Here is a 15,939-nt window from a genome sequence, read left to right as displayed (position 1 = left end):
CAAAAAGTTTTTAGATTGAAAATCATTCAACGGCATAGCAGTCATATCCCGCGCTTCGCAGCCGCTCCGCAGTGTTGCCTGACTTATCTTCATTTACAAGCACGATGTAGTATGTTGTTCCACTTGCACGCTTTTCAGTAGTGATAAAAGAGTCGAATCCTTTTGATTTTACTTCATCAGCGAGAAGCTTTGCATTGTTTTCCGTTTTGAACAATCCAAGCTGCCATTTTGTAAAAACAGTTTCTTTTTTATCTGAAGTTTGAGGCAAGTTTTTTTCAGGCTCGTCCGCAACACTAAAACTTCCGGTCCCCTGCTCTGCTTCACCGCTTTTTGGAACAAAAAACCAAAATGGAGTCGGCAAAAGCTGCGCATCACCTTTTACAATCGAGCTTTCAATCGAAGACGGAAACTTTTCTATAATTTTTTCTGAATATTTTTTATCTCCGGTCACATACCACAATGTAAGCAAAATTGCAGGCTGAACGTGACGCATCGAATCAACTTTCGAATAAGCATCTAAAACGGCAACAGGTTCTGCAATCTGTTCAACTGTGTCAGCTTTGCAAAGAGCACTCCACTGCGTATACAGCTTTATGTATTCCTGAACAACTTGGTTTTTAGAATTGCGCACAGCCGAGTTGAGATAGCTGTCTGCCTTTTCATAATCGCCGCAACTCAACGTGCATCTTATAGCATCGAGTACAATCTGTTCGTTAGTTTTTTCAGGCATCCCTTCAGCATTGCCGGCAGCAATTCCGGCAGCTTTTGCGTAAGATTTTTGTGCATCATCAAACAAAGAAAGCTGCTCTTGAAGTGACGCAAGGAACACATAAGCGGCACGTTTTTCCGCAGGAATATTGATTTTTGCGATTTGAGTTTTGAGATATTCAACAGATTCTTCGACGGAATCTTTTTTTGCTGCTTGTGTCGCAATAAAGCGTGCTGTTAAATCTTCTGCAAACAAAGCTGTAAAAAAGCAAATATAAACAAAAATAGCAAAAAATTTCTTGATTTTCATATAAAAGTTATCGGGTATTTTTGTTTAAGCTTTTACTTCTTCTGATTTTTTTACAGACTTATTTTTTGAAGACGAGCGCAGTTTTACAAACACAACCAAAAGGAGAGAGAAGACAATTCCAACTCCAAATGCGATAAGCACAAGCACTGTTATCGGCAAATCTGTATAAGTTTTAAAAAACCAGAATGTACACAAATTAGAAAGGTTCCTTCCAAAAAAGAACGCAAGAAAAACGACGAGAATAATAAAGACAATAAGTGTAAAAATCATATCGACTACTCCTTTAGTTTGCAATTTCACCGCGGAAAGTATTTCCGCTAAGCTGCGTAATTTTAACATCGACAAACGTTCCAATCAATGAGGAAGATGCCTCAAATGCGATTTTTTCATGTCGTTCTGTCTGCCCCAGCAATTCCATTTTGTTATCGCGGCTGACACCTTCAACAAGCGTTCTGACTGTTTTTCCAACGCGCTTGCTCATCTGCTCTCGGGTATGCTCAATCTGAAGGTCTATCACTCTTTGCAACCGTTCTTTGCGAACTTCGACAGGAAGCTGTTTTTCCTTGCTTGCAGGCGTTCCTTCACGCGGATTATAAAAATACATCATTGCGCTTTCGTATTTTACCTGACGCATCAAATCGAGTGTAAGCTCAACATCTTCTTCTGTCTCACCCGGAAAACCCATCATAATATCTGTTGTAAGAGAGACTTCGGGAATTTTAGTTTTTATTTTCTTTACAAGGTCAAGGTAATGTTCTCGAGTATAGCGCCTGTTCATAGCTTTTAAAACTCTGGAAGAACCGTGCTGCACTGGCAGATGGATGTGACGGCATATAACATCTTCTTTTGCAATCACGTCTATCACATCATCTGTAAAATCTTTAGGATGTGAAGACATAAAACGCACCCATTTTATAGGAGATTTAGTCTGTCGCAAGTGCTCTGCGACTATGGAGAGAAGAGATGCAAAGTTTATGCAAGGATTTTCCCCTTCTTTCATCGCGCCCATATAACTGTTGACATTTTGCCCAATCAAAGTGATTTCTCGCACATTCATTTTTCCAAGCACATCAATTTCTTTTAAGATATCGCCGGCAGGTCTGCTTATCTCTCGACCGCGCACATAAGGAACAATGCAATATGTGCAAAAATTGTTACAGCCATGCATGATTGGAACAAAAGTAGAAAAATGTCCCGGCTCCGCAGAAACAGAAGCAAATTTATAATTCTCGGTGTCATCTACTTCAAAAGCTTTGCGCCCTTCTTCAACCGCTTCAATAATTTCAGAAAAATGATGTTTTGCATAAGTTCCAACGACGTAGTCTACAAACGGAAAATTTTTTTGAAAATCTTTCAGAAGCCGTTCAGCCATGCAGCCCATAACAACAAGAGTCAAAGGTTTTGGCCCATTTTTTACGTATTCAACAGCTTCTTCAAGCATTTTTGTCTTTGCACCGTTTTTACATTCGCGGACTGCCTTAAGACCATTAAACCAGCCGAGCCGTCCGATTATCCTGTTTTCCGCAGTCTCGCGTATAGAGCATGTATTTATTATTGCAAGAGTTGCAGTTTGTGCCGATTCCGATTTTGTCCAGCCGCGCGCAATTAAAAGCTGTTCAACTGCAGCGGATTCTGCAATGTTCATCTCGCAGCCATAAGTCTCAAAAAAATATGTCATATCAGTTCTCATTGTACAAAATATTGTGATATTTATAAATACACATCTTTAAATATTTGTTTTAACTTTAATTTTAAGTTATAATTACCGCCATGAGAAATATTGTAACAATGAAAGACATAGCAGATGAACTCAACGTGACAGTGATGTCCGTATCAAAAGCACTTTCGGGAAAGGAAGGAATCAGCGACGAACTCAGAAGCCGCATAATAAAAAAAGCAGAAGAACTCGGCTATAAAAAAAACTTATTGCCAAATGAAGATGAAAATACAAGAAATATCGGAATTCTCGTTGCGGAAAGACGCATCAATTCAAACGCAATTTACATGTCTCTACAGCAGCCGCTGATAGCAAGCCTTACACAGCTCAACTATTACGGAATCACAGAAATCATATCTGATGAAACTGAACACCTTCAACTTATGCCAAAAATCTTGAAAGAGAAAAAAGTTGTTGCCTTTATAATTCTCGGTCAGATGGAAAAAGAATACATCAGCCTTCTAAAAACGGCGGGCATTCCGTATCTCTACCTTGCTCATCTTTATGACGATGAAACAAACGGAATCGTAGACGACAACCTTTATGCAGGTTGCACATTAGGTAATTACTTGATAGATAAAGGATTCCGTTCAATAGGATTTGTAGGAAACATTCACTTTTCTCAAATTGCTCTTGATAGATATCTTGGCGTAATCAAAGCAGGGCTTACACGTGGGTTAAAACCGGCGGACACTCCTTGTATAAATGATGTAAATGAATTTGGAGAAGAAATTCCTTTGATTTTGCCAAACAAGCTGCCCGAATGCTTTATATGCAACGAATGCCGCACAGCATACAAACTGATTCACCAGCTCGAAGGACTTGAATACAGAGTTCCGGGAGATATCTCAGTTGCCGCATTTGACGACGGTATTTTTGCGGATGTCGGGATTCCAAGACTTACAACATACAGCGTAAATTGTGAAAACATGGCTCGCCTTGCAGCTGAAAGCATTATCATCAAGCTGGAAAATCCTAAATATCACATTGGACGCAAGATTGTTCACGGAAGCGTCATCATTCGTGATTCTGTAAATAGAAAAAAAATCTGAAAAAAATGATTAAGAATATTGACAACAAAATATTTTATTGTTAAAGTTACCTTAAAGTTAATAAAGTCAATTAAAAATAATTAAAAAAAGTTAAGTAAAAAAAACTATAATTATTAAAAAAAAGAAGATTTAAAAATATTTTATTACACGTGGAGATGTAAAAAAATATCGGAGGCTAGGTGTTACCCATCTAGTCTCTTGCTTTTAACACGAATAATCCAAACACCTCGCACACGCACTTTCCAATGTATTTTGCATAAGCATTGCTATTGTCATAGGACCGACTCCGCCGGGAACAGGTGTGATAAATGAAGTTTTTTCAACAAGGTCATAAAAATCGCAGTCACCGGTTAAACGGAATCCAGATTTTTTTGAGCTGTCAGGGATACGGTTTACACCGACATCTATCACAACTGCTCCATCTTTTACCATATCTTTAGTCAACGTGTGTGGGCGACCGCTTGCGACAACGATTATATCAGCTTGGATTGTGAGCTCTGCCATATTTTTTGTTCCTGTGTGACAGATTGTAACAGTGCAGTTGACGTCTTTACGTGCAAGCAACATGCTTACCGGCTTTCCGACAATATTTGAACGACCTATAACAACTGCGTGCTTTCCATCTGTTTCAATCCCGATTGTTTTTAATAGAACGATGATTCCATGCGGCGTGCAAGGCAAAAACCCTTTTCTTCCAATCATAAGATTTCCGACATTTACAGGGTGAAAACCGTCTACATCTTTTGAAGGCTCGATAGCAAGGAGAACTTTGTCTTCGTCTATATGTTTTGGTAGCGGCAGCTGAACGAGAATTCCGTCGACATCATTATCTTTGTTCAATTCATCGATTATTTTTAGAAGTCCTTCTTCTGTTGTGCTTTCGGGCAGATTGACTGAACGGTCTGCGATTCCTGCTTCGGCAAGCGCTTTACGTTTTCCTGTCACATAAGAAACAGATGCGGGATTTTCACCAACGAGGATAACTGCGAGACAAGGTTCAACTCCATTTTCTTTCAATTTTTTTACTTTTTCGGCAACTCCGGCACGGATATCCGCTGCAATTTTTTTCCCATCAATTATAACTGCGCTCATGTAACTTAACTCCGGCAATTTGGTTTTATTGATAAACAACAAGAAAAACAGTATATTTTAACAATATTTATCAATCAGAAGAAATATACTCGATATGAAAAAAGGTCGCAATATGAAAAAAATATTTTCAATACTTACAGTTTTATGTGTTCTTGCAGCAGCGGTTTTTGCTCAGTCGGACGGGCAAGGAGATGAATACATAGACGATTACGTTTACGAACAAAACGGTGCTGGAGACCAGTTGCTTTCTATCAATCTTGGTGCAAATTTTCCACTCAACTTTGATGGGCAACTCTATCCGGGTGCCAGTGCCTCGATTGCATATTACAGATTTTTGACTAACACGATTGCAGTCGGCGGCGATTTGATAATAGGATACAACGTCACAGTTGGTAAAAAGGCTCTTGTAACAGTTCCAGTAACTGCCGGAGTTATATTTCAGCCATATACAGGCAAATTCGAATTTCCTCTTTCTGCTGGCATTGGGTTTGCAACGACTTCATGTCAGGGACTTACATATTTCCCTTCTTTTGCCGCAAAATTATCTGGAGGTGCTTACTATCGCATTTCGGAAGGTTGGTCGGCAGGATTAAATGCAATATGTTACTGGATTCCCGAATGGTTTCCTTCAAAGCCTGAACAGAATGACAACGGGTTTTTCTTATCTACAGTCATCGGTATAAGGTATCACTTTTAATTTTATAAAATTGACAGGATTTAAAATGAAAAAATCAACTTTAATAACAATAACTTTTATTTTATTTTCAATTTTACTGGCGAGTTGCTACAACCCGATTTTTTACGAAATTCGTAAAGATGTTAAACCTGAAGATGCGACAGTTTCAGGGACAATAAATGCAATTACACGCTACACGGCAGGTGGCAAGGAATTCCTCGTACTTGCGGCAGACAAAGGCTTGCGTTACAAACTTGCGGACAACGCAAAACACGGTTCGTGGGCAGTATACGAAAATCTTCCGTTTGAAATGCATTCGTATGATTTTTTTAAGAAAATTCACAATGGTCAGCAACTTTTAAAAGTTCTTGCAGATTCGGAATATCTTTATCTTGTTTCTGCAACATTCAAAGACGATGCCAGCGAAGGCAAAACTATTTTGGATCGTATAAATGTTTACGCAAAAAAAATAGCGCTTGAATCCGGTTCCGTGTGGGAAATCGATTCGAAAGATGGCAACGGTTGGAAAAATGTCATCAGCGATGCTGACGGAACATACTTTCCTAAATACACGAGCGGCGATTATCAGTACACGGCTTTTGCGATATTCCAGACAAATGCTCCAAAAAAAGAACACAGACACGTCTTTATCAGAAAAGGAAGCGCTGAGTCAACATCATCATCTTTTAAAGATGTAAAATATTACGAATTAAAAATGGGAAACGCTCCTGTAGAATATACAGTTTCAAAAGTTGAAGATTCTGATAAAAGCAACGCACAATCGGCGATTTTCTTTGGCGGCAACATTTTATTCTTCAACTCTCCTGCATCTACAACAAATGAATCTTATGGAAATGAGGCAACATTCGCTTATTACGGAAACGGCAAAACTCTTTACTATTCAGCGGGCGGAGCATTTACCGAATCTCCGGCGAAAGTAAATCAATTGATTTCAGCATTAGCAACATGTAAAGATTCAATCCTAATCGGTTGTGCAGATTTTGAATCGACAAATTCATCTGCTTCCGGTGGAATTTTTAGAGCACCTTTGGCAGAAGGAATTCCTGCTGCAGTTGCACCGTTTGAAACAAACGCAAACTTCCAAATAACAACGACTTTCTTTGTGCCGGCAATATTGAATGCGACACCTGATAAAACTGAACGTGACAGCATACTTTACGCAACAACTTCGCTGTTCGGTTCAAAAGCTTCAAATATCGGAAATGCTCAGAACGTGGGACTTTGGTCGTGCTATCCTGAGCGTGGAAACTGGAACAGAGAATAAATGACTGACAGCCTTTTTGAACATGTGAAAATGTCGCAGGAACCATTGGCTGCAAGAATGCGGCCGAGAAACTTGGATGAATACATCGGACAGGATCATATTGTTGGAAAAGGGCGTTTGCTGCGTCGCGCAATTGCTGCCGACCAACTTACTTCTGTAATCTTTTACGGACCTCCGGGCAGCGGAAAGACAACCCTCGCCCGCGTGATTGCGAACCATACAAAATCTAATTTTATAACGCTGAACGCTGTTTTGACAGGCGTTGCAGATATACGTGCATCTATAAAAAGCGCAGAAGATTATTACAATCTTTACAGTAGGCGGACAATTTTATTCGTAGACGAAGTTCATCGCTGGAACAAAAGCCAGCAAGATGCACTTTTGCCTTGGGTAGAAAACGGCACAATCATCTTGATTGGAGCGACTACTGAAAATCCGTTTTTTGAAGTGAACAAAGCGCTTGTCAGCCGTTCAAGGGTATTTCAGCTAAAACCTCTGACAAATGAAGACTTACAAAAAGCAGCACACCAAGCTCTGACAGATGTAGAGCGCGGATACGGTCACTGGAAAGTTGAATTTGAAAAAGGCGCTTTAGACCATTTAATAGACACTGCAAATGGTGACGCGCGCTCTTTATTGAATGCGCTTGAGCTTGCAGTAGAAACTACTCCCGAAAAATGGAATCCGCACGCAAACCCGCCTGTTCCCGAATATGGAACTAAAATTTATATCTCTAAAGAAGCGGCAGAAGAATCAATTCAAAAAAAAGTTGTTTTATACGACAGAGACGGAGACTACCACTACGACATAATAAGCGCTTTTATAAAATCAATACGAGGGCGTGACCCCGATGCAGCATGTTACTGGCTTGCGAGAATGGTCAGCGCCGGAGAAGATCCACATTTTATTTTCAGACGAATGCTTATTTCCGCTTGTGAAGATACGGGACTTGCAGACCCGAGCGCAATTTCAGTTGTAGAGAGCTGTGCAAAGGCGTTTGACAGGGTCGGAATGCCGGAAGGAAGATATTTTTTAGCACACGCTGCGCTCTATCTTTCAACGGTGCCAAAATCGAACAGCAGCATGGCTTTTTTTGATGCTCTTACATGCGTAGAAAAAGAAGATGCTGAAGTTCCAAATCATCTGCGAGACACAAACCGCGATGCAGAAAGTTTTGGACACGGAGCCGGTTACCTCTACCCTCACGCTTACCGCGACCACTGGGTTGCACAGCAGTATCTGCCTGACACGCTGATGGGGCGCGTATTCTACACTCCAAGCACACAAGGTTACGAAGGAACTATCAGGAACGAAGTTTTAAGCCGCCGAGAGATTCAGATTGCGCAGATTCTTGAACGTCAAATGAACAACGGAGAGTTCACCTCAGACGAACTCGCAATTTCTCCTGAAGAAACAGGCTCAATCAATATATTCAAAAAAAAAGACAATCAGGAAGCTGGTCGCGATTTAGCTCTAGCTGGAGAATGGCGAAAATCAGAGCTTGGAGCGAATCCAATCAGCGAATGGTGGATAAACGAGCATATTAAAAGCGGCGAGTTAAAAAACGGAGAAAACCTCACTTTCAGCCCAAAAGACAACGCAAAAGAAATCGCGCTTGACCGGGCAGACAGATTTTGGAGACAGCGTCTTGATTCAAACAGAACAGAAGTTCTTTTGAATATCCGCGATACAATGATAAAGATGGCCGACATCCTCCGCCACCACCGTTCACTTATCTGGAATGCAGACTCGGGGCTTTTGCTTTGGGAAGTTGCGCGAAAAGAACCTGAAGGAGTCACATGCGGAGTATGCAGGGCAGAAAAAGGCAAACAGATACTAGAGCAGTATGGACGCACCCTCGGAGACCTTGACCGTCCAATTCTTCAGTTACGCGACCGCGGGCTGACAGCAGATTTTATGACTCAAAGAGATTTTTACGATATCCTTTTGAAGTTTCAATACAAGGGGATCATCTTTGACAGGCTTTTTTTTACCGACCCATTTGCGTCAGAGAGTTCAATAATTGCTCTGGCAGATTCGTTGAAAGCTGTTTTTGAACCGCAAAAATATATTCCTGAAAATCAGGCTCGCAACAACATTGAACCGCTAGATTCTCCTGATGATTCAGATAAAAAAGATGACGAAAAATACGAATATGAAAGCCCTCTTGCCGAAAACTGGCGCGTGATAATCTCACAAAAAATTCCGTCAAAAGGTCAACACATAAGCGAAATTGTCAAAAACCAAATACTCGGTGCGGAAAATATAGAATTGTTCAGCGAAAGCCTTTCTAAGATGAACGATGCCGAAGAAGAGTTTTTCGGCGACAGAGATAATCCGCTGTTCAGTTGGGACGGACTTTTCATTGCAAACACGTTCCGAAAACACGGTTTTACTGTAAAAATACATTCAGAGGAAATCACAGAAAAACGAAAAATCACGCCTGCCGATATTGAAAAATGGTTCAATGCAGAAAAATCAGCTTACGGTACTAAAATGATAGATGCGGTTGGCAAAAGTGAATTGCAAAAAATCGTAAACCTTATTCTGACTGCGTGTGAAAAATCACTATTCAGCTGGAAAAGTGAAATTGCGTTTATCAGCATATCTGCCGGAAAAAAATCTAATTCCTGATTGAATCTATATTAGCCTTTCCGCCAGAAACAAACGGCAAAACAAGCTCTTCAGGGTCTACGCTGACTTTTACAAAGCACGGTTTATTTTTTCGGTTTGTATCAAACGCCTTTTTGTACCACTGAGGGTCACAATCTGCGTCTACAGCTTCAATGCCAAATCCACGTGCAATTTCAACAAAGTCCGGCTGATGAGCAAAAACAGAAGCGCTGTAGTTTTTTGCAAAAAGATATTTTTGCTGTTGATAAACCATGCCGAGCGTCCCGTTTTGAAACACAATTACAGTAACCGGCAGATTCTGCTCCGCCAACGTCGCAAGTTCCTGAATATTCATCAAAATTGAGCCGTCGCCGCTGTAACACACAATCCGCTTATCTGGGCAACCGATTGCAGCACCAATAGCCGCCGGAAGTCCAAAACCCATAGTGCCAAGCGAACCTGACGTCAAAAAAGTACGAGGGGATTCAAAAGGATAATACTGGGCAACCCACATCTGATGCTGACCGACGTCTGTAGTTATTATCAAATCTGAATAGTTGAGTCCGCACTCGCCTGCCAATTCCGGAGTTTTTGATATGATTTCGCGAGGATTTGAAAGTTTTTCACCTTTAGGGCGTCCGCATTCTATGCTCGTATTTTCAGCCTTGATTTTTTTGATTTTGTTTAGCCACTTTTCATCGGCTTTTATGCTTTTTGCGGCAGCGATTTTTACGATATCTGAAAAAACGACAGCGACATCTGCAATCACTGAAATATACGAATCAACTATTTTATCTACTTCGGCTGCGTCTATATCTATGTGAACGACTTTAGCATTCGGGCACAGTTTGTTCACATCGCCTGTCGCTCTATCGTCAAACCGAACTCCCGCTGCAACAATAAGGTCGCTGTCGTGCATAGCGACGTTTGCAGCGTGGTTTCCGTGCATACCAACCATCCCTGCATACAAATCAGAATTGCTCGGAATACAACCTATTCCCATCAAACTTGTAATTACAGGAAGCTTGTAAATTTGTAAAAAGTTTTTAATTTCAACTGAAGCTTCTTCCGAGTTACAGCCACCGCCGCAAAACAAAACCGGGCATTTGGCGTTCGCAAGCAGTTCAACTATTTTTTCTATTTTTACTGAATATTGAAAGGCAGGAGTTTTAAACCGAATATTATCGGATTTTTTGTTTTTAATTTCCGGCCATTTTTCAAATTCGCACAACGCAGTCTGAACATTGCGCGGAACATCTATCAAAACAGGGCCGGGACGTCCGCTTACGGCAATTTCGAAAGCTTTAGGAACAGCTTCAAGGAGTTCTTCAGGCGATTTTACCATCATCGAGTGTTTTGTAATCGGAAACGAAAGCCCGAATGTATCGGCTTCCTGAAAGGCATCGGTTCCTATCTGAGTTGTGTTTACCTGCCCTGTGATTGCTATTATCGGGACAGAGTCTGCTCGTGCGTCGGCGATTGAAGTTAAAAGGTTCATAGCTCCCGGACCGCTCGTAGCAAGGCATACAGCAGGCTTACCTGTAGTTCGCGCAATTCCCTGAGCAATAAAACCGGCCGCCTGTTCCTGACGCACAAGCACGTGTCTAATTGAAGAGCGGCTTAATTCATCATAAAGCGGAAGAATCATCCCACCGGGAATTCCCGCAACTGTCTTTATACCGTACATTTCTAGCATTTTTACAATAATCTGTGCGCCGGTGAATTTCATTTTCTATACTCCCATAAAAACTTTTGCAGGAAATAGCAATTTCCGAAAAAGTTTTTAGCCGTGCGCAAGAGCGCACACGTTCAATAGTCGAGTTTGCAAAATAAAGCGTATCGTATTCATTTGATTTTTATCGAAACGGCACGTATACACGTCTTCTGCAAACATCCAGGCAAACTCGAAATAAAAAGTATCGGCGATATTTCAGACGACACTTTTTATCACACCTCCTGCCCTAAAAAGAAACTTCCCCGCCTGTTGCATCCGAAGTTCCGTCTGTTCCATTTCCGCCATTTCCATCTTCTGATTCTGCCACACCATTTTCATTTTGGACATCTGCCGGTCCTTCCTGTTCAACTTCCTTTGTTGCTCTATATTCTAGCACAATGCTTTCAATTTTTGACTTGTGCCTTGACTTGAGCAATAGAGTTTGGGAAGCAGCTTTGTAAACATAACCGGAAGAATTATAAGTTTCAAATCTAGGGTCTGTGCGGAACGCCATGTTGTAAATATAAATTGAAGAAAACTGAGGGATTCCTTTTACTATAATGTAATGAGTATCGCCTGACGGAAAATCCACATCGAGTGCTATTGAGCCATCAGAAGTTCTCTTATATTCAATGCTCTTAGCACAAGTCCATGCCCATGCAAGATTTCCGTTTTCATCAACGTTGAGCTTTTCAAAATGAGGATAATATGCGTTTTCATAAGCGACGACAGGATATAAGTTGCAGAGCGTCCTTAAATCAAACGAAGAACTTTCTGCAAGGTAAGAGTTTACAATCACATACCCGGTCTTTTGGAGTTTCTCATTATCTGTAAGCTTGCCGTACTTAATAACGTCTATACCGGTTTCAATAGCCTGAATTACAGAAAGGAACGTATCGTTTTCTGAAATTGTAAGAACATTTCCTTCAAACTTGCATGCAGATGTGATTTTTGAGATGCAGCTTTCAAGGATCGGCTCAAGATGTTTTGCATAGCCGGAATTAAATGATGTCAACTTACAATAAACTCGCAAGATTCCTGAAACTTGCGCAATTGTTGCTTTTGAAATATCAGACTGAGCTGCGCTTTGAAGAATACTTTTTATGCCTGCAGTGTTGTTGCTTATAATAAAGAAATCCGAAATATTTGTAGCAGTAAAGATGTCGAGAGATTTGCTCACGGAAGCTTCAACTATCTTTTTGTCGAATTCTCTGACAACCTTTTCAAGGTTTTGATTCATCGCTTCAAGAGTGTCAAAATAAGGAGATGAAAAATATGTCCGCTGGCTGCTCTTTTTAAGAGACGACGGAACTTTTTCAAGTGCGTCGGAATATGCGCCGACATCAGCTTTTGCTGCCACATACGAAACCGCAATCTGCTCAGTGACATTGAATTCGGAAGCGCTTGATTCGTAAGAAGAAATCAAAATATCGCGGAAAGTTGCCAGATTTTTATGGAACACACTTTCATCTGCAATCGCGAGCTCTGCAATCGTGTCAAATGAAAAGCGTTTTGTTTCATCGTAGATAGAATACGTCGCAATATGGTCAGCTTTGTTCAAAGTGAACTTTCCAGAATCGAGAGAAGATGCAGAAAGCCTCCACGAGTTCTTTTTTCCCTCTAAAACTATTCTGTTTCCTTCGTTCTTTTTGACTTTTACGTTAGTCGAATAATTAAACGGGATTGAAAAGGCGGAAACTCCGTCAGGAAGCTCCGAAACAATCGACAAAGAGGCATCCGAAGAATCAGACGCAAGAGCAAATGTAACTTTTACGTCTTCCGAAAATTTTAACATATAGGAAAGGTTGTCTATCTGATTGCAGTCTTCAAGTTTTACAGGTACAATATTACCGTTTTTCGTAACAACTGCCGGATTTTGGTCGTCGAAAGAGAAATTTAGACCGTTGTATGTAATTCTAAGTTTATTGCGATAGACAACTTCATCTGCATTGCTTTCAGATTGAAAAAGTGTTATCTGGAGATTTCCCGATTTTTTGATAATGCTTGAATCTGTTCTAAATTGCAGGACGAAAATGCCGATTATTATAACGATATCGGCAACAAGCAGCCCCAATGCTTTTTTTAATATCCGAATGCTCATTGTGCTACCAGTTTAGCCAATGATTCGTTTAATTTCAACTATGCGAGGAAAAATGAAAAAATATAAGTTTTTAAAATCGTCGTTTTTGGCGGCAGTATGCGGAACATTGATTTTGGCAAGCTGTGCGACAAAACCTGTAGTCAAAATTGAAGAATCAGCTTCAAAAACTCCTACAAAAGAACAAGATGAGCCTGCAAATGTAAAATTTGCAAAACAGCTTCAACAGCGACTTGCGCAAAACGACATAAAAGGTGCAATTTCTTTATTCGACAATCTCCCATCGGAATTACAAGATGATAAAGAACTCAAACTTGTACTTGGAGCGCTTTTTTATTCAGACCATCAGTTCGACAATGCAATTTCAACTGCAAACGACGTGCTTAAATTCGACAAATCAAACATCGAAGCGCTCGAATTAATCTCAATGTGCAATAAAGCAAAAGGTGATAAAACTGCATATAAACAAACAGCTGATAAAATTCTTGCAGTAGACCCGTACAATCCGTCTGTAAATATCCAAAAAGGAGATGATTATGCTCTGAATAAAAAATACAAACTTGCAAGAAATTCGTATCAGAGAGCGTTAAAAGGCGACAAAGAAAATATAGATGCAAAATTCGGTTATGCGCGTATGTCTTACTTTTTGGACGAAACAGCGACTGCAAAGACTGTGCTTCAAGAGATTCTCGACAAAGACCCTAAAAATGCGGCAGCCAACGCTTATATGGGAAAACTCAAAGCTGAAGATGAAAATTACCTCAGCGCTGCAAACTATATAAGCAAAGCGTTAAAAACTGAGCCGACAAACTACGATTATTGGCTTGATTACGGCAATTACCTGAGACATCAAGGGAAATTTGAAGAAGCCGCAGAGGCATGGAACAAAGCTGTCAGCTTGGATCCGTCATATTTTCTAGCGTATGCGTATCTTGCGGGAAACTACGACGACCTTGAAAAATGGGACTTGGCGCTTGAAAACTATCATAAAGTGATTGAAACAAATCCAAAATATTATTTTGCATACGAGGAAACAGGTATCCTTGAATACCGCTCAAAAAACTACGAAGCAGCCGCCAAATATTTTACAAAAACGCTTGAATACAGCGACAACTGGTCTTATTATCTCATGATTGCAGCGTGCTATTTCAAAATGGGAGACAGCTTGGCAGCAAAAAAAATTCTGCAAACTGCTATGAAAAAACAAGAAGCAAACTCAACTGAACAGCTGATATTGAGGTTTTACGCCGAAAACTACAACAAAAATGCAGAAACTACACTAAACCAGAGAATTGAAAAAGAGAGCAATAGAAACACACGCGGCAAAATGCTATTCTACATGGGTCTATATTGCGAACTAAACGGAGCCGATGAACTTGCGAGAGAATACTACTCAAAAGTAACGAGCATGAGCGCTCCGATGTTTTTCGAATATAGAATTGCAGAATGGGGATTAAAAAAATGAGCCAAACAAAGCGAAAACTTGAATTAAACGGAATAACAATCACACTTATTGGAACAGCGCATGTCTCAAAAGAGAGCATAGATGAGGTTACAACGGCAATAAAAGACTTGAGTCCAGACTGCGTCGCTATTGAACTTGACGAAAAGCGTGCAGACTCAATTCAAAATCCGGAAAAATACGCTAAGCTCGACATTGTAAAAGTGCTAAAAAAAGGACAGGGATTTTTGATGCTCGCAAACATAATCCTTTCATCTTTTCAAAGACGAATTGGAATGAACACCGGCGTAAAACCTGGAGACGAAATGCTTGCGGCGATGAACACGGCAAAAGAACTCAATATAAAAACTGCGATGGTCGACCGTCCCGTTCAAATCACACTAAAACGCGCATGGTCTCAAAGTTCACTTTGGGGAAAATGCAAACTCCTAGCGTCTCTTTTGACAAGCGCATTCAGCAAAGAAGAAATTGAAGCTGAAGAGATTGAAAATCTAAAAAACACAAGCGAAATGGATTCTATGATGAACGAGCTCGCAGAATACATGCCGGTTATCAAAGAAGTGATAATCGACGAACGCAATAAATACCTCGCTGCAAAAATCTGGGAAACAGGCGGAAAAAATATTGTAGCAGTTCTCGGGGCAGGTCACCTTCAGGGCGTTGAAGAATATCTTGAAAAAATCGCGGTGGGAACAGAATCTACAGATGTAGAAAATATCATGCAGATAAAAAAAGGAAGCATAACCGGAAAAATTATAGGCTGGCTAATCCCAATCTCAATAATAGGACTATTTATCGGCGGCTTTATATACGGTGGGGTGAGAGGCGGCACGCAGATGCTGTCTACGTGGTTTTTGTGGAACGCTATTCCTGCCGCAATTATGACACTGCTCGGATTAGGACACCCGCTTACAATCATAGTTGCCTTTGTCGGTGCCCCTTTTACTTCGCTTTGCCCTTTTGTCGGAATAGGTTTTCTTACAGCAATCGTGCAGGCATTAGTTTGCCCTCCAAAAGTTTCAGATATGGAGACGCTTCAAAACGATGTAACTTCTATCAAAGGTTTCTACAAAAATAGAATTTTGAGAACGCTTTTGATTTTGATTTTATCGACTATAGGAAGCATGATTGGAACGTTTGCAGGCGGAGCCGATGTTATTAAAACATTTAATCAATTGTAGGGTTTAGCCGCAACGTTCGCCGGCAGTTTGC

The 15,939-nt window shown here is 40.5% G+C and carries 12 protein-coding genes; 6 read left to right on the top strand and 6 right to left on the bottom strand.

The window, feature by feature from the left end:
- Nucleotides 1–22: 22 nt before the first annotated feature.
- Genes H9I37_RS03875 through miaB form a run of 3 tightly spaced genes read right to left on the bottom strand, consistent with a single transcriptional unit; the run spans nt 23 to nt 2,696 of the window.
- Complete coding sequence (locus H9I37_RS03875) at nt 23–1,018, bottom strand: SPOR domain-containing protein (RefSeq protein ID WP_187381160.1); 996 nt, start codon at nt 1,016–1,018, stop codon at nt 23–25.
- Nucleotides 1,019–1,042: 24 nt separating this feature from the next.
- On the bottom strand, nt 1,043–1,288 hold the full coding sequence (locus H9I37_RS03870) for a lipopolysaccharide assembly protein LapA domain-containing protein (protein WP_187381159.1): 246 nt from the start codon (nt 1,286–1,288) through the stop codon (nt 1,043–1,045).
- 13 nt (nt 1,289–1,301) lie between these two features.
- Nucleotides 1,302–2,696, bottom strand: a complete 1,395-nt coding sequence (miaB, locus tag H9I37_RS03865; protein WP_187381158.1) for a tRNA (N6-isopentenyl adenosine(37)-C2)-methylthiotransferase MiaB — start codon at nt 2,694–2,696, stop codon at nt 1,302–1,304.
- 92 nt (nt 2,697–2,788) lie between these two features.
- On the opposite strand from miaB, the gene H9I37_RS03860 reads away from it, so the two are divergent.
- Nucleotides 2,789–3,787, top strand: coding sequence for a LacI family DNA-binding transcriptional regulator (locus H9I37_RS03860; protein ID WP_187381157.1), 999 nt, complete (start codon nt 2,789–2,791; stop codon nt 3,785–3,787).
- A gap of 204 nt (nt 3,788–3,991) precedes the next feature.
- On the opposite strand, the gene folD is transcribed toward H9I37_RS03860, so the two are convergent.
- Nucleotides 3,992–4,879, bottom strand: coding sequence for a bifunctional methylenetetrahydrofolate dehydrogenase/methenyltetrahydrofolate cyclohydrolase FolD (folD, locus tag H9I37_RS03855; protein ID WP_187381156.1), 888 nt, complete (start codon nt 4,877–4,879; stop codon nt 3,992–3,994).
- Between the two features lie 112 nt (nt 4,880–4,991).
- On the opposite strand from folD, the gene H9I37_RS03850 reads away from it, so the two are divergent.
- From H9I37_RS03850 to H9I37_RS03840, 3 genes are read left to right on the top strand one after another with little or no spacing between them, the layout of a single operon-like run.
- Complete coding sequence (locus H9I37_RS03850) at nt 4,992–5,576, top strand: TP0733 family outer membrane beta-barrel protein (RefSeq protein ID WP_187381155.1); 585 nt, start codon at nt 4,992–4,994, stop codon at nt 5,574–5,576.
- A 25-nt stretch (nt 5,577–5,601) separates the two neighbouring features.
- A complete protein-coding gene (locus H9I37_RS03845) occupies nt 5,602–6,840 on the top strand; it encodes a hypothetical protein (RefSeq protein ID WP_187381154.1) in 1,239 nt (412 codons plus the stop codon).
- Nucleotides 6,841–9,474, top strand: coding sequence for an AAA family ATPase (locus H9I37_RS03840; RefSeq protein WP_187381153.1), 2,634 nt, complete (start codon nt 6,841–6,843; stop codon nt 9,472–9,474). It begins immediately after the preceding gene.
- Here H9I37_RS03840 and ilvB read toward each other — a convergent pair.
- Both ilvB and H9I37_RS03830 read right to left on the bottom strand, forming a co-directional pair.
- Nucleotides 9,464–11,182 (bottom strand): biosynthetic-type acetolactate synthase large subunit, encoded by a 1,719-nt coding sequence (gene ilvB / locus H9I37_RS03835; protein WP_187381152.1) that lies wholly within the window; start codon nt 11,180–11,182, stop codon nt 9,464–9,466. The two genes, H9I37_RS03840 and ilvB, sit on opposite strands and share 11 nt — an antisense overlap.
- Nucleotides 11,183–11,414: 232 nt before the next feature.
- On the bottom strand, nt 11,415–13,268 hold the full coding sequence (locus H9I37_RS03830; RefSeq protein ID WP_187381151.1) for a hypothetical protein: 1,854 nt from the start codon (nt 13,266–13,268) through the stop codon (nt 11,415–11,417).
- Between the two features lie 52 nt (nt 13,269–13,320).
- On the opposite strand from H9I37_RS03830, the gene H9I37_RS03825 reads away from it, so the two are divergent.
- Nucleotides 13,321–14,730 (top strand): tetratricopeptide repeat protein, encoded by a 1,410-nt coding sequence (locus tag H9I37_RS03825; RefSeq protein WP_187381150.1) that lies wholly within the window; start codon nt 13,321–13,323, stop codon nt 14,728–14,730.
- Nucleotides 14,727–15,908, top strand: a complete 1,182-nt coding sequence (locus H9I37_RS03820) for a TraB/GumN family protein (protein ID WP_187381149.1) — start codon at nt 14,727–14,729, stop codon at nt 15,906–15,908. The genes H9I37_RS03825 and H9I37_RS03820 overlap by 4 nt, the downstream gene beginning before the upstream one ends.
- The last annotated feature ends 31 nt before the right edge of the window (nt 15,909–15,939 follow it).

It is taken from the genome of Treponema sp. Marseille-Q3903 (genome assembly GCF_014334335.1).
GTDB lineage: Bacteria > Spirochaetota > Spirochaetia > Treponematales > Treponemataceae > Treponema_D.
This window is presented reverse-complemented; position numbering and strand designations above follow the sequence as displayed.